This is a genomic window from Rhizobium sp. WW_1 (assembly GCF_003610155.1).
Classification (GTDB): domain Bacteria; phylum Pseudomonadota; class Alphaproteobacteria; order Rhizobiales; family Rhizobiaceae; genus Rhizobium; species Rhizobium tropici_A.
Map to the genome: position 1 here is coordinate 993941 of NZ_RAIN01000001.1, position 19313 is coordinate 1013253.

General features: G+C 62.1%; 19 protein-coding genes. 11 read left to right on the forward strand and 8 right to left on the reverse strand.

Going from position 1 to position 19313, the window contains the following annotated elements; genetic code table 11:
- The first annotated feature begins 9 nt into the window (after positions 1-9).
- From BJ928_RS04690 to BJ928_RS04700, 3 genes are all read left to right on the forward strand, one after another.
- Entirely contained in the window at positions 10-3696 is a 3687-nt protein-coding gene (locus BJ928_RS04690; RefSeq protein ID WP_047628150.1) for a peptidoglycan-binding protein, read from the forward strand.
- A gap of 280 nt (positions 3697-3976) precedes the next feature.
- The gene (locus BJ928_RS04695; protein WP_047628151.1) at positions 3977-4900 is read left to right on the forward strand and encodes a sulfite exporter TauE/SafE family protein; all 924 of its coding nucleotides are present in this window, start codon (positions 3977-3979) and stop codon (positions 4898-4900) included.
- Positions 4897-5706, forward strand: coding sequence for a TIGR02186 family protein (locus BJ928_RS04700; protein WP_047628152.1), 810 nt, complete (start codon positions 4897-4899; stop codon positions 5704-5706). Before BJ928_RS04695 ends, BJ928_RS04700 begins: the two co-directional genes overlap by 4 nt.
- On the opposite strand, the gene BJ928_RS04705 is transcribed toward BJ928_RS04700, so the two are convergent.
- Positions 5707-6210, reverse strand: a complete 504-nt coding sequence (locus tag BJ928_RS04705) for a helix-turn-helix domain-containing protein (protein ID WP_047628153.1) — start codon at positions 6208-6210, stop codon at positions 5707-5709.
- A 110-nt stretch (positions 6211-6320) separates the two neighbouring features.
- On the opposite strand from BJ928_RS04705, the gene BJ928_RS04710 reads away from it, so the two are divergent.
- The gene (locus BJ928_RS04710; RefSeq protein ID WP_047628154.1) at positions 6321-6881 is read left to right on the forward strand and encodes a dihydrofolate reductase family protein; all 561 of its coding nucleotides are present in this window, start codon (positions 6321-6323) and stop codon (positions 6879-6881) included.
- Here the strand turns inward: BJ928_RS04710 and pdeM are convergent.
- Positions 6878-7621 (reverse strand): ligase-associated DNA damage response endonuclease PdeM, encoded by a 744-nt coding sequence (pdeM, locus tag BJ928_RS04715; protein WP_183079362.1) that lies wholly within the window; start codon positions 7619-7621, stop codon positions 6878-6880. The two genes, BJ928_RS04710 and pdeM, sit on opposite strands and share 4 nt — an antisense overlap.
- A gap of 20 nt (positions 7622-7641) precedes the next feature.
- Positions 7642-10152, reverse strand: coding sequence for a ligase-associated DNA damage response DEXH box helicase (locus BJ928_RS04720; RefSeq protein WP_047628155.1), 2511 nt, complete (start codon positions 10150-10152; stop codon positions 7642-7644).
- Positions 10153-10562: 410 nt separating this feature from the next.
- Here BJ928_RS04720 and BJ928_RS04725 point away from each other — a divergent pair, with 410 nt between their 5' ends.
- Positions 10563-11066 (forward strand): Rrf2 family transcriptional regulator, encoded by a 504-nt coding sequence (locus BJ928_RS04725; RefSeq protein ID WP_047628156.1) that lies wholly within the window; start codon positions 10563-10565, stop codon positions 11064-11066.
- A 33-nt stretch (positions 11067-11099) separates the two neighbouring features.
- Complete coding sequence (locus tag BJ928_RS04730; RefSeq protein WP_047628157.1) at positions 11100-11561, forward strand: carboxymuconolactone decarboxylase family protein; 462 nt, start codon at positions 11100-11102, stop codon at positions 11559-11561.
- Between the two features lie 72 nt (positions 11562-11633).
- On the opposite strand, the gene BJ928_RS04735 is transcribed toward BJ928_RS04730, so the two are convergent.
- Entirely contained in the window at positions 11634-12674 is a 1041-nt protein-coding gene (locus BJ928_RS04735) for a glutamine synthetase beta-grasp domain-containing protein (RefSeq protein ID WP_047628158.1), read from the reverse strand.
- Positions 12675-13117: 443 nt separating this feature from the next.
- Between BJ928_RS04735 and BJ928_RS04740 the strand changes: the two genes are divergently transcribed.
- Positions 13118-13309, forward strand: coding sequence for a DUF2735 domain-containing protein (locus tag BJ928_RS04740; RefSeq protein ID WP_047628159.1), 192 nt, complete (start codon positions 13118-13120; stop codon positions 13307-13309).
- A 24-nt stretch (positions 13310-13333) separates the two neighbouring features.
- On the opposite strand, the gene BJ928_RS04745 is transcribed toward BJ928_RS04740, so the two are convergent.
- Together BJ928_RS04745 and BJ928_RS04750 are read right to left on the reverse strand one after the other, a co-directional pair.
- On the reverse strand, positions 13334-13969 hold the full coding sequence (locus tag BJ928_RS04745) for a YitT family protein (RefSeq protein ID WP_047628161.1): 636 nt from the start codon (positions 13967-13969) through the stop codon (positions 13334-13336).
- Between the two features lie 104 nt (positions 13970-14073).
- The gene (locus tag BJ928_RS04750) at positions 14074-15021 is read right to left on the reverse strand and encodes a methyltransferase (protein WP_047628162.1); all 948 of its coding nucleotides are present in this window, start codon (positions 15019-15021) and stop codon (positions 14074-14076) included.
- A gap of 166 nt (positions 15022-15187) precedes the next feature.
- Here BJ928_RS04750 and BJ928_RS04755 point away from each other — a divergent pair, with 166 nt between their 5' ends.
- The 3 genes from BJ928_RS04755 to BJ928_RS04765 are packed head-to-tail and all read left to right on the forward strand — an operon-like array spanning position 15188 to position 17325.
- Positions 15188-15454 carry a DUF6460 domain-containing protein gene (locus BJ928_RS04755; RefSeq protein WP_047628163.1) on the forward strand — a complete coding sequence of 89 codons (267 nt, stop codon included), beginning with the start codon at positions 15188-15190 and terminating at the stop codon, positions 15452-15454.
- A gap of 1 nt (position 15455) precedes the next feature.
- Positions 15456-15959: a CAP domain-containing protein gene (locus BJ928_RS04760; RefSeq protein WP_047628165.1), complete on the forward strand. Its 504-nt coding sequence runs from the start codon at positions 15456-15458 to the stop codon at positions 15957-15959.
- A 16-nt stretch (positions 15960-15975) separates the two neighbouring features.
- A complete protein-coding gene (locus BJ928_RS04765; protein WP_047628166.1) occupies positions 15976-17325 on the forward strand; it encodes an MATE family efflux transporter in 1350 nt (449 codons plus the stop codon).
- Here BJ928_RS04765 and BJ928_RS04770 read toward each other — a convergent pair.
- Together BJ928_RS04770 and BJ928_RS04775 are read right to left on the reverse strand one after the other, a co-directional pair.
- Positions 17301-18389, reverse strand: coding sequence for a quinone-dependent dihydroorotate dehydrogenase (locus BJ928_RS04770; protein WP_047628167.1), 1089 nt, complete (start codon positions 18387-18389; stop codon positions 17301-17303). The two genes, BJ928_RS04765 and BJ928_RS04770, sit on opposite strands and share 25 nt — an antisense overlap.
- Complete coding sequence (locus BJ928_RS04775; RefSeq protein ID WP_047628168.1) at positions 18386-18742, reverse strand: DUF952 domain-containing protein; 357 nt, start codon at positions 18740-18742, stop codon at positions 18386-18388. Before BJ928_RS04775 ends, BJ928_RS04770 begins: the two co-directional genes overlap by 4 nt.
- Before the next feature lie 139 nt (positions 18743-18881).
- On the opposite strand from BJ928_RS04775, the gene BJ928_RS04780 reads away from it, so the two are divergent.
- On the forward strand, positions 18882-19277 hold the full coding sequence (locus tag BJ928_RS04780) for a hypothetical protein (protein WP_052227495.1): 396 nt from the start codon (positions 18882-18884) through the stop codon (positions 19275-19277).
- Positions 19278-19313 lie beyond the last annotated feature (36 nt).

Here is a 19313-nt window from a genome sequence, read left to right on the forward strand (position 1 = left end):
GCAAAAGATATGAGCGGATCGCGATCAAATCCTACCGGCACGGGCGACTGGACGTCGCTGGATGCTCTGAGCCGCACGATCGAGGGGCTGGAGGCGCGCATCGAGGGGCTGATGGGCACCGCCGCCGCGCGCGATACACGCCAGCGCGTCGGTGCCAGCTATGCGCCCGCACCTGAACGTGCCGCACCGGAGCGGATGCCGCCGCGTCCCGAGCGCGAACAGCCCGCCAGCCGCGCCTATGAACGCCCGCTGCGCAGCGAGCGCCAGGACATCGATCCCCGCCCCGATCCACTTGCCGAAATCCGCCAGCGCCAGCGCGCGCTTGAAGCAAACCGCGAACGGCTGCACGCCCGGCGCGAGGAAATCGCACATGCCGAGCCGCAACCGGCGCGGCGCCCAATCGACAGCTACCCCCAGCGCCAGCCGGCGCGCGCCGCTGCCGCCGAGGCACCGGTCGACATCGCTCAGGCGCTCGTCAATCTTCGCCAGGATCTGAAGCGCGATATCGCCGAAAGCGTCACCCGCGAGGTCACCGCGCTGCGCGCAGAAATCCGCGATATCCGCGAGAACGCCGAGGACAAGCATTTCGTCGCCGACGTCCGCCAGGACATGGCCCGGCTTGCCGACAGCATCAACCAGCTCGCCGGCCAGCCGGAAACCGCTGGTCTCAAGACCGAATTCGACGAGCTGCGCTCGCTGATGGACGGCCTTGCCCGCGAGGAATCCCTGCACCACGTCGAGCGCCAGGTCAGGGCCATCGACACGAGCGGCCTGCAGGACGAACTTGTCTCGCTCGCCTACCGGCTCGATGACATCAAGCAGCATCTCGGCGGCATGAACGACAGCCCGGCCGTGCACGCGCTGGAAACCAAGCTGCTGACGATCGCGACCGCGATGGAGAGCCTCGGCTCGATGATGCAGCCGCAGGATCAGGCGATGCAGCGGCTGGAAGGCCGTTTGAGCGGCCTTGCCGACCAGATCGACGTGATGAGCCGCGATGCGGCACGACGTCAGCCGGCCGACGATCTCTCCGGACGGCTCGAAGCGCTCGCCATGCGCATCGACGAACTCGGCAGCGCCAAGGCCGTTGCCCGTCTTGAGGAACGTCTCGACCAGCTCTCGCATCTGATGGAGCGCTCGCAGAAGGCCGCTCCGCAACCGGAACTCGTCACCTATCTCGCCGACATCTCCCATAAGATCGATGCACTGGAGCATGGCTCGGTCGGCAATGTGATGGCGGACCGCCTGGATTACCTCGCCCGCCGCATCGACGAGATGGATTTCCATCCGCCCGCCCAGGCAGCAGGCATCGACGATAGCATGGTGCGCCGACTGGAAGGACGCCTGTCGGATATCGCGGCGCGGCTGGAAGCGAGCACCGCCGCTCCGCCCACGGACACGCAGGCGCTGCGCAATCTCGAAGAGCAGATCGCTCATCTCTCGACGCTGTTGACGAACGAGCCTCGGGCCGTCGCCGATCATCTGCCTCCGGACTTCGACCGCCGGATGAGCGCCATCGAAGACTATATGGCGACCAATGACGAATACATCATCGAAGCGGCCCGCCATGCGGCGGAAACCGTCGTCGAGGCCTATTCGCGCGAAGGCGGGATGGGCCATGGCGCGCAGGCCGCCGACATGGCCGCGCTGACAGCGCTTGCCGATGACCTTCGCCATCTGGAAGACCTCAGCCGCGCCAGCGATGAGCGCACACATCGCACCTTCGAGGCGCTGCACGACACGCTGCTGCAGATCGCGGACCGGCTCGACCACATGGAGCATCGCAGGCCGGCGCCCGCCATGCCCGCTGCCCCCTTCGAAAGTGATGTCTTCGCTGACGAGGAACTGCCGGCCCTGAAGCCGCCGATGGCCGCGCAGCAGAAGGCCGGCCCGATCATCCGCACGGTCGCGCCCGCCGAAGCCCCGGTTTCCGCCGAAGTCGCGGTCGCACAGGCGATCGACGCCAACACCAAGGCCGAAATCAAGGCCGCCGCCAAGAAGAGCGGCAAGACCAGCCTGTTTGCGAGCCTCGGCAAGCGTTTCTTCACGCCCGAAAAAGCCGAGCCGATCTTTCCGCCGGATCGCCCGGTGATCGAACCGGCCCCATCGATCGATCCTGCCGACGTGGTGCCCGGCGAAGAGGCCAACGAACTGCTGGAGCCGGGCTCAGGCGCGCCTGACATCAAGAAGATCCTCGAGCGTGTGCGGGCCAGCCAGAACACCTCGCGTAGCGGAAACGCCCGCCAGCCGACCGAGAACGAGCGGGCCGATTACATCGCAGCCGCCCGCCGTGCAGCGCAGGCTGCCGCCATGGAAGTCGACCAGACGCAGCGCTCGGCTCCGGCTTCCAAGAAGGATACAAAGCAAGGCGGCGTGTTTTCACGCTTCCGCCGGCCGATCCTGCTCGCCATAGGCGCCGTCATGCTCGCCGTCATGGCCTTCCCGCTGGCGAACACGCTGACACGCGGCCAGAAGGCACCGCCACCGGCCGAAGTATCGACCACGGTCGCCCCCTCGGACAGCGCCGCGAGCAATACAGTCGCCGCCAATGCGAAGCCGGCCGTAACCGATCAGCAGGCTGTGGCAAGCCAGGCCGCAGCACCGGCAGCCTCGGCAACACAACCAGCCGAAGTCCAGCCTGCAGCCGCGTCCGCCGATCCCGCCGCCGCGCCTGTCAGTGATCACCTGACGGCTGCAGCTCCGCTTGGCGGCAATCCGGCCGCAACCGAAACCCTGACCCCGGCGGGCGGCACCGCACCCGCGCAGCAGACGGCGGCCTTCGTCCAGACAGACAAGCCAGCCACTGCAGCTCCAGTCGCCGCACCGGCTGCAACGGAAATCACGGTGCCCGATGGCATCCAGCCGCCATCCCTCGTCGCAGCCGCCAAAACCGCCGATCCCGTCGCGCTCTTCGAAATCGGCGCGCGCTATACGGATGGCCGCGGCGTTCCCGCCGACATGAAGCAGGCTGCCGCCTGGTACCAGCTTTCGGCCGACAAGGGCTATGCCCCGGCGCAATATCGCCTTGCCAGCATGTACGAGAAGGGCAACGGCGTCGATCACGATCTCGCCAAGGCCAAGCAATATTACGAGCAGGCCGCCAACCAGGGCAACGCCAGCGCCATGCACAACCTCGCCGTCCTCTACGCTTCGGGCACGGCCGGATCGCAGGATTACGATAGCGCCGCAAGCTGGTTCAGCCGCGCCGCCGATCTCGGGGTCTCCGACAGCCAGTTCAACCTCGCAATCCTCTATGCGCGCGGCAATGGCGTGAAGCAGGACCTGCAGGAATCCTACAAATGGTTCGCGATCGCCGCAAAAAGCGGCGACAAGGACGCTGCCCAGAAGCGTGACGAAGTCGCCAACGCCATGAAGCCGGCTGATCTGGAAGGCGCGCGCGCCAAGGTCGATCTGTGGAAAGCCCAACAGGCCGATCCGAAGACCAACGGCACCGACATCCCGGACGAATGGACGACCGGCAAGGGTGTCAACACAGCCTCCATTGACATGAAAAAAGCCATCCGCAACATCCAGGCCATCCTCAACAAGAACGGCTTCGATGCCGGCACGCCCGATGGCGCGATGGGCGACAAGACGGTGGCTGCCCTGAAGAGCTTCCAGAAATCGGTCGGCCTGCCGGCGGACGGTCGGGTCACCGATCAGGTCGTCAAGGAACTGCTCGCCCGCAACAAGTAAGGCCAATACTGCCTGCGAACGCCATCCAAATGCCGGCGCGACAACGCCGGCATTTTTGTTTGGGAGGCTCGCCGCCCCATCCCCTCTACTGCCGGCCGATCCTTGGATAACGTCACAGAAAAGCGGAAAAAGCCGGGTTAAGGTAAAGCCGGCCATTCGAAAACTGAGGCAACGGCGCCTTTCCTAAGGCTCTGGCAATGATTTCAGATTAGAATCCGCCGTTTAAGGGGAAAATGGGCTCCGGCCATCGTGCCGCACAGCCTGCAAATGGGAACAAGGCGTGACGATCTATCTGCCGATCGCAGAACTGTCGGTGAATATTTTCATTATTCTCGGCATGGGGGCAGCCGTAGGGTTTCTCTCCGGCATGTTCGGCGTCGGCGGCGGCTTCCTCATCACGCCGCTGCTGATCTTCTACAACATCCCGCCCGTCGTTGCCGTCGCCACCGGCTCGAACCAGGTCGTCGCTTCCTCCGTATCGGGGGCGCTTACCCACTTCCGGCGCGGCTCGCTCGACCTGAAACTGGGGACGATCCTGCTTGCCGGCGGCTTGGCGGGCGCGACATTCGGGCTCTGGTTGTTCGTGCTGCTGCGCCGGCTCGGCCAGATCGACCTGATCATCTCGCTGATCTACGTGCTGCTGCTCGGCACCGTGGGATCGCTGATGCTGTGGGAAAGCGTGCGCGCCATGCGCCGAGCGGCCGGCAAGCTGCCGCCGGCGAGCGGCAAGTTGCGCCATCACAACTGGGTGCAGCGGCTGCCGCTGAAGCTGCGGTTCAAGAAATCCAAGCTCTATCTCAGCGCCATTCCGGTGATCGGCCTTGGCTTCTTCGTCGGCATGCTGACGCCGATGGGTATCGGCGGCGGCTTCATCCTCGTGCCCGCCATGATCTATCTCCTGCGCGTTCCGACGAATGTCGTCGTCGGCACCTCGCTGTTCCAGGTCATTTTCGTGACGGCCTTCACGACCATCGTCCAGGCCGCCACCAATTACTCCGTCGATATCATCCTCGCCTTCCTGCTGATGGTGGCTGGCGTCGTCGGCGCGCAATATGGCGTGCGCGTCGGCCAGAAGCTGCGCGGCGAACAATTGCGCGCACTCCTCGGCCTCCTCGTCCTTGCCGTCGGGCTTCGCCTGGCGATCACTCTCGTCGTCACGCCGGCTGACGTCTATTCCGTCGTCATGGAAGGAGTGAGCCGATGAGAAGGTTCGGACTGCTCCTCGCCGCCTCGCTGCTGCTTGCGCCGCTCGTCGCCAACGCGCAGGTGCTGCTCGACCAACCGACCACCTCGACCACGGCTCGCGAGACGATGGAGATCGGGACATCGACCAGCGAGATCGCCATCACCTCCGACTTTACCGGCGCGGATCTGACGATTTTCGGCGCTCTGTCCAACACCGACCAACTGCTTCTGGCGATCGGCCAGTATGACATCGTCGTCGTGCTGGAAGGCCCGCGCGAGAATGCGACGGTGCGCAAGAAGGAGCGCGTCTTCGGCATCTGGGTCAACACCCGCTCGATGACCTTCGAGCACGTGCCCGAAGCCTATTCGCTATCGAGCACGCGCGCCGTCGACAATATCACCGCGCCGCTGGAACTCAGCGACCGCGGCATAGGGATCGACCATATTCCCCTCGCTCCGGTCGGCTTCGTCGGCAATATCGCCGATGTGCCGGAATTCCGGCAGGCCTTCCGTCGCCTGCAGACCGCCGGCGGCCTTTATGAAAGCGATCCGGCCGGCGTGCGCTTCGTCAGCTCCTCGCTTTTCAAGGCAACGCTCAGAATTCCCGCCGATGTGCCGAACGGCGTCCACACCGTTCGCGCCTATCTGTTCAAGAGCGGCAAGTTCATCGGCGAAAAGGCTCTGCCGCTGCGCGTCATCAAGACCGGCATCGAGCAGATGATCACGGATGCGGCGCACCAGCAGCCGATCACCTATGGCGTGTTTTCCGTATTGCTGGCTCTCGTGACCGGATGGGGTGCGAGCTTGATGTTCCGGAAAAACTGATCAGCCGCTTTTCCTGCGACCGACGACCTCCAGATAGGCGTCGGTCAACCGGCGGAGGACTGAAGGCGTGCCCGGCGGCAACGCCTTGCCGAGATGTTGGGCGCGCAGCTCGTCCATGAAATCCGCCCAGAGCGTCGGGCCGCCATTTTCCAGAAGCTCCGCCCGGATCGACAGCTCCTCGGATACCGGCAGATGCTTGCGGCCCCAGGCGCCCATATGGGCGAAGAGCGGCACAAGGTCGATCGCCATTTCCGTCAGGCTGTAGACGGCCTTCTGCTTGTGGGTGGGGTCATCCGCACGGGTCAGCAGGCCGCGCTCCACCAGCCGCTTCAGTCGGTCGGCGAGAATATTGGACGCGATCCCCTCCTCCGAATTCTGCAACAGCTCGCGGAAATGCCGGCGATTGCCGAACATGATGTCCCTGATGATGATCAGGCTCCAGCGATCGCCGAGGATTTCCAGCGTCAGATTGATCGGGCAGCCGGAACGATGCAGTGCGTCCATAGGGATCTCCAAAAACTGCTTGCATTTTGCCATCAGTGTGACTAGCTTTCAACTGCTTGCTTTTAGCAACCAGTTTTACTTTCAATACGGTTATCGCAATGGAGGACGTGATGAGGAAGCTCGTGATCTGGAATCTGATGACGCTCGACGGCTACTTCGAGGGAACGAAGCCCTGGGATCTCGATTTTCACATGCTCGCCTGGGGCGACGAGCTGGAGCGCTATGCGACGGAGCTTGGCAGCGAGGGCGATCTGCTGATCTTCGGCCGCAAGACCTATGAAGGCATGGCCTCCTATTGGCCGAACGCGTCGGACACACCTGAAATCGCCACTTACATGAACGGCATCGCCAAGATTGCCGCCTCACGCACGCTCGAAAAGGCCGAGTGGAACAACAGCCGCGTCGTCCGCGACATTGCCGCCGAGGTGCAAAAGCTAAAGCAGGAGCCCGGCAAAACCATATTCGTCTTCGGCAGCGCCGAGGTGGCGGATGTGCTGCTCAAGGCTGGACTGGTAGACGAGATCCGCATCTGCCTCGTTCCCGTCGTGCTGGGATCGGGCAATCCGCATTTCAAGCCGGCTTCGCAACAGCGACCGTTGAAGCTGATCGACTCCAGCCCGTTGAAAACCGGAGCAGTGGTCCTGCGCTATGAACCAGTTGAGGCGGCTTAGGCCGAGAGATTGCCGAAGCGCACGGAATAGATGCGGTCGCGGCCAAGCAGGTGCGCGATCAGGCTTTCCCGCTCGAAGAGGCCGGCCATGGCCTTGTGGCGAAGATCGAGACCGCCGGTCATCACGCCGAAGGCCGGCATCAACAGACGGGCGCCATCCGTCGCGAAGCACGGGCGGCGCACCGATTTTTCCCGACGCCGGACGGTGGCGGATGGATGCAGATGGCCGGCAATTTCGCCGGCCTGCCGACCCGCCTTCGGTTCGTGGCGGAAGGTCAAGCCGCCATAATGCATCTCGTCGGCCGAATGGCCGGGGAGATCGACCGTGCCATCCGGATCATGATTGCCGTTGATCCAAATCCATTCGCGGCCACGCGCCATATTGACGATGAGGCTGCGAAACTCCTCAGGCAGATGCTGCGAACCGACGCGATCATGAAAATTGTCGCCAAGCGAAACGACGAGCTTCGGATCATACCGGGAGATGACGGCGGAAAGAACGGTGAGCGTCGCCAAGGTATCGTAGGGCGGCAGCATCATGCCGCGGCGGGCGAAAGCCGCACCCTTTTCCAGATGCAGGTCGGAGACGACGAGAAGACCGGCCTCAGGCAGATAGAGCGCACCCAACGGATCGCAGACGGCCGCAATGCCATGAACAACGGTCTCGACGCCCGCAGTCGGCGTGGATTCGCCGCTGTCTTGGCAGTTCAAGCTCCGTGCCAGCGCCAGCCGGTTGATCACGTCAATTCATCCTTGTTCGTTCAGCTCATCGCCTCGCGGATCAGGTCGTCGGCCGCTTCCGCAAGCAGGGAATCATGCGCCTCGCCTGGCACCGGCACCTTGCCGATTTCCAGCATCACCGGCACAGCGAGCGGCGATATATGGTCCAGCGCGCGATGGGTGATATGGCCCTTGATTCGTTTCAGCATATCCGCAAGTCTGCCAATATCCAAAAGCCCGGTCGCAGCATCCTGCCTCGTCGCCTGCAGCAGGATATGGTCGGGTTCGTGACTGCGCAGCACGTCATAGATCAGATCGGCAGATACTGTCACCTGCCGGCCGGTCTTTTCCTTGCCCGGATGCCGGCGCTCGATCAAGCCGGCAATCACGGCGCAATTGCGGAAGGTCCGCTTCAGCAGGAAGGATTCGTCGAGCCACGCCTCGAGATCGTCGCCGAGCATATCCTCATCGAAGAGATCGGACAGGCTGAGATGGCCGTTGGCGATCATCAGCCCCATATCCTCCAGCCCCCAGATGCCGAGCGAATAATCGGTCGCGACGAAGCCCATGGGCTTGGCGCCGGCGCGCTCGAGCCTTCGGGTGAGCAGCATGCCGAGCGTCTGGTGCGCCAGCCTGCCCTCGAATGGATAGGCGACGAGGTAAGCGCGGCTACCGCGTGGAAAGGTCTCGATGAGGAACTCGTCGCGCTTCGGCAGCAACGACTTCTCCTTTTGAATTTCCAGCCAGTCGCGCACCTGATCCGGCAGCCGATGGCGCCGATCGGGATCGGCAATCATCGCCCGCACCTGATCGGCGAGATAGGTCGAGAGCGGAAACTTGCCGCCGGCGTAGGACGGGATTTTCGGGTCGAGCGAGAAAGCCTGCGAGGCCAGGCATTCGCTCTCGCGGATGCCTTCGAAACGCAGCACCTTGCCGGAAAAGAGGAAGGTATCGCCGGGCACAAGCTGCTCGACGAAATACTCCTCGACCTTGCCGAGCGGCGCGCCGCCTCGTCCGAGCGAGCCGAGCGCATTGCGCTTCACCAGGCGGATATTCAGCATTGCCTCTTCGACGATCGTGCCGAGGTTCAGGCGATATTGCTGGGCGACCTGCGGATTGGAGACGCGCCACCGCCCATCCGCGGTCTTGCGGATGCGGGCATAGCGCTCATAGGTCCTAAGCGCATAGCCGCCGGTCGCCACAAAATCGACGATGCGCTCGAAGGTCTCCCAGGAAAGCTCGGCATAGGGGGCCGCGCTCTGCACCTCGTCATAAAGTTCGAGCATGTCGAAGGGTTCGGCGCAGGCCATGCCGAGAATGTGTTGGGCAAGAACATCGAGCGCTCCGGCGCCGATCGGTGGGGTATCCTGCGCGCCGATATAATTGGCGTCGAGCGCTGCCTGGCACTCCATGACCTCGAAGCGATTGGCCGGCACCAGGATCGCTTTCGACGGCTCGTCCATGCGGTGATTGGCGCGGCCGATACGCTGGGCAAGGCGGCTCGCACCCTTCGGCGCGCCGACATGGATGACGAGATCGACATCGCCCCAGTCTATGCCGAGATCGAGCGTCGATGTGGCGACGACGGCGCGCAGTCGATTTTCCGCCATCGCCGCTTCCACCTTGCGGCGCTGGCCCACATCGAGCGAGCCGTGATGCAGGGCGATCGGCAGATTGTCGTCATTCGCCGTCCACAGCTCCTGAAACAACATTTCGGCCTGGGAGCGCGTATTAACGAAAAGCAGCGTCGTGCGATGAGCCTTCAGCTCGCGATAGATATCGGGGATGGCATATTTGGCTGAGTGCCCGGACCAGGGGATGCGCTCTTCCGTCGACAGGATCGAGATATCGGGCTTGGCGCCGCCCTCGACGATAACGAGGCCGGCATGCTGCCCCTCCCCCGGCTCCTGTGCGACCAGCCATTTCTGCAGGTCCATCGGGTCGGCGACCGTCGCCGAAAGGCCGATGGTCTGCACGCGCGGCGCCAGCTTGCGGATGCGGGCAAGGCCGAGCGACAGCATATGGCCGCGCTTCGATGTGACGAGCGAATGCAGCTCGTCGAAGACGATGTATTTCAGATCCTTGAAGAAGCGCTCGGCTTCGCGATTGGCAAGCAGCAGCGCCACCTGCTCCGGCGTCGTAAGCAGAATATCCGGCGGATTGAGCTTCTGCCGCTGGCGCTTGCCGCTCGGCGTATCACCGGTGCGGTTCTCGACCGATACGGGCAGGCCCATCTCCGAGACGGGCTTCATCAGGTTGCGCTCGATATCGACGGCAAGTGCCTTCAGCGGCGAGATGTAGAGCGTATGAATGCCTGTGAAAGCCGAACCAGGCGGGATCTTGCCGCGCCGGGTGAGATCGGTCAGCGACGGCAGGAAGCCGGCGAGCGTCTTGCCCGCGCCGGTCGGCGCAATCAGCAGCGTGCTTTCGCCCGCCTCGGCGCGGGCCAACAGCTCCAGCTGATGCGCGCGCGGCTGCCAGCCCTTTTCCGCAAACCAACGGATGAAGGGAGCCGGCAAGGCAAGGGGGCGGTCGGCGTCGATCTGGTCCACGGATCTAAATGTAATGGATAAGTTGCGGATGAGAAGCGGGGGTGATTGTCGACGTGCCAGGACAAGCCGAACACTCCTCCGCTAAGGCCTATATATCTGTGGTCTCCGCACGCACCGTCATCCTCGGGCTTGACCCGTGGATCCAGACACAGGCGCTTCCGATCGATATCCAAATCACTCGGTAAACTGCGATGGGTATGTGCCGTTGCCTGGCACTATTATCCAACACCTTGGGGCTTGAGCATGGATCCTCGGGTCAAGCCCGAGGATGACAAAGTCCTTTGGTTGGCGACAGCCATACATGATTATTTTCGTGCTCATCCGCTGAACAATAACTCCATTCGAATCTCCAGCTTGACACGGCATATAATCGTAGATAAAAAACATCCACGATTTAAGGGAACGAACCGATGAAGCTCGGCGAAGGCGTCGAACAATCCATCCATTGCGTTGGCATGCTGGCGGGATTGTCGGACGGCGGCGTGCTCTCTGCAGCGGCGCTTGCCGAATTTCACGGCGTCTCGGTCAGTTATCTCCTGAAGCATCTGCAGGCGCTTTCGGGCGCGGGGATTCTCGACACCGTGCCCGGACCGAAGGGCGGGTATCGACTGGCGCGCAAGCCGGAAAAGATTACCCTGCTCGATATCGTGCTGGCGGCGGAAGGCCCCGCGCCCGCGTTCCGTTGCACGGAGATCCGCCGGCGCGGCCCGAACCCGCTGGAAGGACGCTACTTCGCCAAGCCCTGCGGCATCAATGCCGCGATGCTAGCGGCCGAGCGCGTCTACCGGGCCGAGCTGGCAAAGACGACAATCGCCGACGTGCTGACCGATCTCACGCAGTCGGACACGGATGGCGGCATAGCCGCGAGGGGCTGCGCCTTTCTCGAATTGCATGAACGCAAGACAAAAAGCTGAATTTCCAGAACAGTTTAACCCAAGGAGAAGACCATGCACCCCCGCTTCAACTTCGCCAAGGCCTCGCCGGACTCCTACAAGGCCGTATCCGCCCTGGAAAACTTCGTCCAGACCTGCGGGCTCGAGCGCCGCTTCATTCACCTCATCAAGCTTCGCGCCTCGCAGATCAACGGCTGCGCCTATTGCGTCGACATGCACGTGAAGGAAGCCCGCCACGACGGTTTGAGCGAGCAGTGGATAAACCTGATGTGCGTCTGGTGGGAATCGCCCGTCTATGACGATCGCGAGCGCGCCCTGCTTCGTTGGGTCGACTCAGTGACGAAGATCGCCCAGACCGGCATACCGGATTCCGACTACGAGCCGCTGCGGGAACATTTCACCGAGGAAGAGATCGTCAAGATCACGGTCGCGATTGCCACGATCAACGTCTGGAACCGTCTCGCCGTCGGCTTCCGTTCGCAGCATCCGATCGACGCTGCCAGCAAGGCTGCTTGAAGCAAGCTCTCGAAACGCAGAAAGCGCGGGACCGAAATCCCGCGCTTTCTGTTTGTGTCAGTCTTACAGGACTCAGGCAGCTTCGGAAGCGAAGCCAGCCGTCGGAACTTCCGAGATGGTCTTCAGTACCTGGGAAGCGATCTGGTAGGGGCAGCCCTGGGAGTTCGGACGACGATCTTCGAGGTAGCCCTTGTAATCGTTCTTGACGAACGAGTGCGGAACGCGGATCGAAGCGCCGCGGTCGGCAACGCCGTAGCTGAACTTGTTCCACGGAGCCGTTTCATGCTTGCCGGTCAGGCGCATGTGGTTGTCCGGGCCATAGACCGCAATGTGCTCGTGCAGGTTCTTGTCGAACTGAGCCATCAGCGCTTCGAAATAGGCCTTGCCGCCGACTTCGCGCATGAACTTGGTCGAGAAGTTGCAGTGCATGCCCGAGCCGTTCCAGTCGGTGTCGCCGAGCGGCTTGCAGTGGAACTCGATGTCGATGCCGTACTTTTCGCACAGGCGCAGCAGCAGGTAGCGCGCCATCCAGATCTGGTCGGCGGCCTTCTTGGAGCCCTTGCCGAAAATCTGGAATTCCCACTGACCCTTGGCCACTTCGGCATTGATACCTTCGTGGTTGATGCCTGCTTCGAGGCAAAGGTCGAGATGCTCTTCAACGATTTCGCGAGCGACATCGCCGACGTTCTTGTAGCCGACGCCGGTGTAGTACGGGCCCTGCGGAGCCGGGTAGCCGGATTCCGGGAAGCCGAGCGGACGGCCGTCCTTGTAGAAGAAGTATTCCTGCTCGAAGCCGAACCATGCGTCTTCATCGTCGAGGATGGTCGCGCGGCTGTTGGATTCATGCGGGGTGACGCCGTCAGGCATCATGACTTCGCACATGACGAGAGCGCCGTTCGTACGGGCCGGGTCCGGATAGATGGCGACGGGCTTCAGCACGCAATCAGAGCTGCGGCCTTCGGCCTGCATCGTCGACGAACCGTCGAAGCCCCAAAGCGGAAGCTGATCGAGCGTCGGAAATGCGTCGAATTCCTTGATCTGCGTTTTACCGCGCAGGTTCGGTACTGGGGTATATCCGTCGAGCCAGATGTACTCGAGCTTAAACTTCGTCATTACGCACCTCATAACTGTTAATCAGGCAGAGCAGGAAAAACTTGCCCGGCGCGCCCGCCGGAAAATTCCTCACTACGAACGGCTGCCTAGAGAGATGCATTTGCCGTGCCAGATCGCATCGACATCTGGCTAGCAAAGTGAATTTTTATGATTCTGCTGTATTCCAACGGGATTTCCGGGTGTGAACCACTGGATTCTTTTTCAAATCGCCAGCGCTATTCCGACCGAGTTGCCAAGATGTCGCAGGCTCGCGACCCTAAACATGGATTGGAAAGACGGCAGGCCAAAGAAGCGGCATCAACCCCGTCGCTGCCATATTGCACATAATTTCATCATTTAGCATTTTTTTTGAGCGGAATGATGATATTCGCGTTCGGCTTTGCTATATATGAGTTGTCTCTTCAAGCGCGCCTGCTTGAAAACCAAAAGGGGAGAGACGGCGAATGGCAACCAGTGCTCGGCATGTGACGGCAAAGATCTATCAGTTTCCGGTCGCGGCCCGCCCGACGGCGGCAAGCCAGCGTCCGAAGGTGAACCTCAACCCGGATATCGGCCCGAGCATCGCCACGGCTGCCTTTGACAGCTGGTACCATGAAGACGCGATCGTCGAGACCGATCCCAGCCGCAAGCAGTAACCTGGCTGCAGATTGCAAGCCCGATTAGAGGGCGATGTAGCGATCGGAGCGATGATTGATCGCGACGAAGAGATTGAGCGCGATAGCTCCGATCACCGAGCAGATGACGACAGGCGGCGTGGTAACCGCGAAGGCGACGGCAAGCACGCAGAGATCGATCGCAAGCTGCACCAGCCCGGCCCTGATGCCGAAACGCTCCTGCACATAAATCCCCAGAATGCCGACGCCGCCAAGGCTGGCGCGGTGACGATAGAGCGCGAGCAGCCCGAAGCCGAGCAGGATGCCACCAAGGATTCCCGACCACAGCGCATTGATATGCGCGATATCGAAGAGCAGCGGCTGCAGATTGGTCAGCAGCGACGTCAGCGTGATGGCGATGAAGGTCTTGACGGTGAAGGCCGGGCCCAGTTGCTTCAGCGAGAGATAGAAGAACGGCAGATTGACCACGAAGAAGGCCAGGCCAAAGTTCACGCCGAATGCGTAATGCAACAAGAAAGCGATGCCGGCCGTGCTGCCGGTTAGAAGGCCGGCGCTCGAAAGGCAAAACAGCCCGAGCGACGAAATAAGGCTGCCGGTCAGGATGCCCTGAACGTCCTCAATCCACGAATGCCGGGTTGCCGATGTATTCCAGACGCCAAATGCGCTCTTTGCGTTCGCCATGTGCTTTCCCCTGGGTTTCCGGGCTTTTTGCTGAAAGCACAGGCGACAATCAAGCGAAAATACGTAAGCAATACTGACCTATTTGAAATTCGCAAGATTCGAAATCATCGGGCCGATTTACTCGCAATGAACAGAATGCCGTGAACCGGTTTTCCGCCATCCATGCGAATGACGCTGCGGACGAGTTCCAGCACGGTAAAGCCGTGATCGGCCAAAATGTCCCTGACATAGGCTTCCGAATGCGCAAAGCGCAGGGAATCGCGCAGCACATAGCCGTCCGCCTCCTGCGCATCCTCGACCGAAAAGGCGAAGACGGCGTCATCGGCGGCAAGCTCTTGGACGATCGCCATCACGCCCTGCAGATTGCCGAGATACATCAACACGTCGGCGGCAGTCACCAGATCCGCCCGACCCGGCTCAAGCCCTGCATCGAAAACACCCGACAGCTCCGGCTGCAGCGACAGGTCGGCCTGGCCGAGATGATCGTAGACATGCTTCTCCGCCGCCTTGGCGAGCATGCCCTTCGACAGGTCATAACCCTGCAACCGATCGACACTGGCGCGGATTTCCGACCCGAGCAGGCCAGTGCCGCAGCCGAGATCGACGGCAAGGCGGAAATGGTTCGGGATACCGGCCGTTTCGGCAATCAACGCGGCGAGCTTGCCGGGCACGGTATAGCCGAGCTTTTCGACCAACGAAGTCTCAAAGCGGTCGGCATAGTCATCGAACAGTCGCTCGACATAAAGGCTCGGCGGCCGGTCGGGCACTTCCGAGCCGCCGAGAACCGCAAGCTTCAGGCGGGCGCCGAAGACATCGCCTTCATCGAGCGTCATGACCTCGTTCAACGCCGCGATCGCGCCTGGCGCATCGCCGGCCTTTTCGCGATAGGTCGCGAGCGTGAACCAGCCCGCCGCCCAGCGCGGCACCAGCTCCAGCGCCTGTTCCATGAGCTCGGCGGCGCTCGCCGGCTCGCCACCTTCGGCAAGCATCTTCGCATAATCGGCGCGGCGGTCGGCGATGACATCGCCGGAGGAAAGCTGGCTCGGCAGCATGGGTTTCATCCTGTTTGACGCTCGCCTTTGAACGCGGCCATAAAAAAACTCAAGTCCTATTTCAGGCAGAGGCTGGTTTAGAGTGTAAGCCGGGCGAAAGTGCTTGCGAGTCGCGGGTCCCGGCCCTATCTCAGCACCGACCGACTGCCACTATGGAGACGTCAGTATGTCCGATCAGGTGAACAGATTCCTTGGCGACTCGCCGGGCCGAACGCTGGTGAAGCTCGTCATCGTGTCGCTCGTCGTCGGCTTCGTGATGAAGTTCTTCGGCTGGCGGCCGCTCGATTTCCTCTATGGCGTCCGCCGCTTCCTGCTCGACCTCTGGCATAGCGGTTTCGCGGCACTCGGCGAATTCGGCGATTACGTGCTGCTCGGCGCATCCATCGTCATTCCCATCTTCATCATACTTCGTTTGTTCAATTACCGCAGCTGACATGACATCCCAGACACTGACCTTCACGCGCCGCGATGCGTTGCGCCTCACCGCCCTCGCGCTCACAGCAACGGTTGCAAGCTGCGCCACGCCACCGACCCATGTTTCCAGCACCCCGGCCAGCGACCAGACCGCCTCCGCACTGCCGCTTGTCAATGCGCTGCGGGCGAAGAATGGCTTGCCACCGTTGAAGATCGACGCGGCGGCGAGCGCCGCCGCCATCTATCAGGCGCGGCGCATGGCTGACGCCGGCAAGATGGAACACCTGATCGGCCTAGGCGACGATTTCGGCAAGCGCGTAAAGGCCAGCGGCGTCAAGCTGCCGGCGGCAGAGAATATTGCAGAGGGCCAGCGTGATGTGAATGCCGCAGTAACGGCATGGATCAATTCGCCGAAGCATTTGCACAACATGCTCGGCAAATATGACGGACTTGGCGTCGCTCTCGCCTCCACCCCCTCTTCCGATGGCAGGCCTTATTGGTCCATGGTGCTATCCTCGAACTGAGGAGGCACAAGGCAGAATGGATGCCCAGCAAGGCAGCGGGAGGGTCCTGCCCTTCGACGTGACGCATCGGCTCGTGCTGTCGATCGCGCTTCCGATGACCCTCGGCTTCATGACGACGCCGCTGCTCGGTCTCGTCGATACCGCCGTCGTCGGACATATGGGCGAGCCGGATGCTCTGGCGGGCCTCGCAATCGGCGCCGTGCTGTTCGACCTGCTCTTCGCCAGCTTCAACTTCCTGCGGGCATCGACGACAGGGCTGACCGCGCAGGCCTATGGCCGCCATGACGGGCGCGAGCAGCAGGCCGTCTTCTGGCGGGCGCTGATATCGGCGCTCGGCTGCGGCATCCTGATCGTCCTCCTGTCGCCGATACTGCTCTGGATCGGCATCAAACTGATGGGACCGGAAGGTGGCATTGCCGATGCGACCCGCACCTATTTCTCCATCCGCATGTTGTCGGGGCCAGCAGCGCTTGCCAATTATGCCTTGCTCGGTTTCGTGCTCGGCCGCAGTCAGGGCCATATCGGATTGCTGCTGCAGACCGTCATCAACGGCGTCAACATCGTGCTCGCCATCCTGCTCGGGCTCTGGCTTGGCTGGGGTGTCGCCGGCGTCGCCTGGGGCACCCTGATCGGCGAGGCAAGCGGCATGCTGCTCGGGCTTTTCATCGTGCTGCGCGGTTTTGCCGACGAAGAGCGGCCAACGCGCGCGGAACTGCTTTCGCGCGCCAAACTCACGCAGCTCTTCGCGCTCAACCGCGATATCCTGATCCGCACCTTCGTGCTGATCGGCGCCTTCACGCTGATGACGCGCATCGGCAACAGCTTCGGCGCCGTGATGCTGGCCGCCAATGCCGTGCTGATGAACTTCTTCCTGCTGTCGGGCTATTATCTCGATGGGCTGGCGAACGCGGCCGAGCAGATCACCGGCCGCTCGATCGGCGCCAACTACCGGCCTGCCTTCGAGCGCGGCTTGAAACTGACAGCGCTCTGGTCCTTTGGGTTGGCGCTTGCCGCCGCCGTCTTCTTCTTCACTGTGGGACCGGCCCTGATCCGGCTGCTGACGACCTCCGAGGAGGTTCGTGCTGCGGCCGGAACCTACCTGCCCTGGGCTGCCATTACCGGACTTACCGGCGCACTCGCCTTTCTGATGGACGGCGTCTTCATCGGCGCCACATGGTCGCGAGAGATGCGCAACAAGATGCTGCTTTCCTTCGCCGGCTATCTCATAGCGCTCGCCGTCTTCGTGCCGACACTTGGCAATCACGGCCTCTGGATGGCCATGAATGCCTTTTTGCTGTTTCGCGGCATCTTCCTGGCGATCGGCCTGAAGAAACGGGCTGATCAGACGTTCCGGTTCGCCCAGTAATCCAGCTTGGCATCACGCAGATCCCTGATCGAGCCAACACGCTCGCGATCGAGCAGCTTCGATAGGCTCGAGACGACCTGTCCCGGCAAGCCAGGCCCTTCATAGACCATGCAGGAATAGAGCTGCACGAGATCGGCGCCCGCCTTGATCTTTTCCAGCGCCGTTTCCGCCGACGACACGCCGCCGACCCCGATGATCGGCAGCGCAGCACCCACGCGGCGGCGCATCTTGGCGAGCACAGCGGTCGATTTTTCGAAGACCGGCTTGCCGGACAAGCCGCCTGATTCCTTGGCCTGCCGCTGGTCCTTCAATCCGTCGCGCGACAGCGTGGTGTTGGAAACGATCAGACCATCGAGCGCATGGGACAAGGCTTCGGCAGCGATGTCGTCCATGCCCTCTTCGGTCAGATCCGGCGCGATCTTGAGGAAGACGGGGATGCGTTTGCCGGCTTTCGCCGCTTCCTCGTCGCGAGCCGCGAGCACGGCGGACAGCAATGCAGACAGACTTTCGCGCGCCTGCAGGTCCCGTAGGCCCGGCGTGTTCGGCGAGGAGATATTGGCGGTGAAATAACGCGCCACGGAATAGAAGCGGCGGATGCCGGCGACGTAATCGGCGATGCGGTCGGCGCTATCCTTGTTGGCACCGATGTTGACGCCGATGATGCCGCTGCCACGAATGGTCTTGAGCCGCTGGAATGCTGCCTCGTGGCCCTCGTTGTTGAAGCCCAGGCGATTGATGACGCCTTCGTCCTCGACCAGGCGGAAGATGCGCGGGCGCGGATTGCCGGATTGCGCCTTCGGTGTGACGGTGCCGATCTCAGTAAAACCGAAGCCAAGCTTCAGCAATGCCTCCGGCACTTCGGCATTCTTGTCGTAGCCGGCCGCCATGCCGATCGGGTTGGCAAAATCGAGGCCAGCCACCGTCTGGCGCAGGCGAGGATCGGCATTGATGCGGCAGGCCGGCACGAGGCCGGATTTCAGCGCCGCTATCGACATGCCATGCGCGGTTTCCGGATCGAACAGGAACAAGCCGCGCCGGCCGAGATCGCGAAAGGCGCCGATCATTCCGCCATCTCCGGGAAGATGTGCGCGCCATCGTCGCCGATGAGCAGCGGCTTTTCCCAGAGCACGGCTGAAAGCGGCAGAGGCGCATAGAGATGCGGGAAGAGATCGCCGCCCCGGGAAGGTTCGAAGACCAGCTTGTCGCCGAGCGCATCGCCGTCGACTGCCACCAGCAGCAGTCCGGTCTGCCCCGCGAAATAGAGTTCAGCGGTTTTCCTTGACTGCTTTGCGGTGGAAAGATGGATGTAGCCGTCGGTCAGATCGATCGCCGCGCCATGAAAAACACCGCTTTGTCTGGCTTGCTGCCAGAGCGTGTCCGGCACGATCTTGTAAACCACTGGCATGGCGGTCATCATCCCTCTGTAAAGCTGCGCTGATAGGGCTTTGCACGAAAACATCGGCTCATGTCCACGGTTTCCGTGGTGGATTTTGGGGTTTAACGCAGAAAATCCGGAGGAAGACATGACGAAGGAACTGAAAATCGGCCTTGCAGCCATGCTTGTGCCCGCTGCCTTTCTTCTCTCGACGCCGGCTCTGTCGGCCGAACCGGACGCCATGCGCTTCCAGCTGGAGCGTAGCGGCGATCATTTCATCCGCCTCGACCGGCAGACCGGCGCCATGTCCATCTGCCAGGACCAGAACAGCAACCTCGTCTGCCGCATGGCCGCCGACGAGCGCAGCGCTTATGACGACGAGCTGGATCGCCTGGCCGACCGGGTGACGAAGCTGGAAAAGACCGTCGCCTCGAGCAAGGACACGAACCTGCCCAGCGATGCCGAGGTCGACCGTACGCTCGGCATCATGCAGAAATTCATGCGCGGCTTCATGGGCATGGCGAAGGAATTCCAGAACGAGCAGCCCGATACTAAGCCGCAGCCGCAAAAGACGTGAAGTTGACAAGAGCGCGATGAAAGCTCGGGGATAAAG

Bases quoted from the DNA above. Each gene is read 5' to 3' on its own strand.
- BJ928_RS04760 (WP_047628165.1), top strand. From the start codon at position 15,456: ATGACATCCCAGACACTGACCTTCACGCGCCGCGATGCGTTGCGCCTC.
- BJ928_RS04735 (WP_047628158.1), bottom strand. From the start codon at position 12,674: ATGACGAAGTTTAAGCTCGAGTACATCTGGCTCGACGGATATACCCCA.
- BJ928_RS04750 (WP_047628162.1), bottom strand. From the start codon at position 15,021: ATGCTGCCGAGCCAGCTTTCCTCCGGCGATGTCATCGCCGACCGCCGC.
- BJ928_RS04775 (WP_047628168.1), bottom strand. From the start codon at position 18,742: ATGATGACCGCCATGCCAGTGGTTTACAAGATCGTGCCGGACACGCTC.
- BJ928_RS04710 (WP_047628154.1), top strand. From the start codon at position 6,321: ATGAGGAAGCTCGTGATCTGGAATCTGATGACGCTCGACGGCTACTTC.
- BJ928_RS04770 (WP_047628167.1), bottom strand. From the start codon at position 18,389: ATGATCGGCGCCTTTCGCGATCTCGGCCGGCGCGGCTTGTTCCTGTTC.
- BJ928_RS04730 (WP_047628157.1), top strand. From the start codon at position 11,100: ATGCACCCCCGCTTCAACTTCGCCAAGGCCTCGCCGGACTCCTACAAG.
- BJ928_RS04725 (WP_047628156.1), top strand. From the start codon at position 10,563: ATGAAGCTCGGCGAAGGCGTCGAACAATCCATCCATTGCGTTGGCATG.
- BJ928_RS04755 (WP_047628163.1), top strand. From the start codon at position 15,188: ATGTCCGATCAGGTGAACAGATTCCTTGGCGACTCGCCGGGCCGAACG.
- BJ928_RS04690 (WP_047628150.1), top strand. From the start codon at position 10: ATGAGCGGATCGCGATCAAATCCTACCGGCACGGGCGACTGGACGTCG.
- BJ928_RS04700 (WP_047628152.1), top strand. From the start codon at position 4,897: ATGAGAAGGTTCGGACTGCTCCTCGCCGCCTCGCTGCTGCTTGCGCCG.
- BJ928_RS04745 (WP_047628161.1), bottom strand. From the start codon at position 13,969: ATGGCGAACGCAAAGAGCGCATTTGGCGTCTGGAATACATCGGCAACC.
- BJ928_RS04780 (WP_052227495.1), top strand. From the start codon at position 18,882: ATGCTTGTGCCCGCTGCCTTTCTTCTCTCGACGCCGGCTCTGTCGGCC.
- BJ928_RS04765 (WP_047628166.1), top strand. From the start codon at position 15,976: ATGGATGCCCAGCAAGGCAGCGGGAGGGTCCTGCCCTTCGACGTGACG.
- BJ928_RS04740 (WP_047628159.1), top strand. From the start codon at position 13,118: ATGGCAACCAGTGCTCGGCATGTGACGGCAAAGATCTATCAGTTTCCG.
- BJ928_RS04705 (WP_047628153.1), bottom strand. From the start codon at position 6,210: ATGGACGCACTGCATCGTTCCGGCTGCCCGATCAATCTGACGCTGGAA.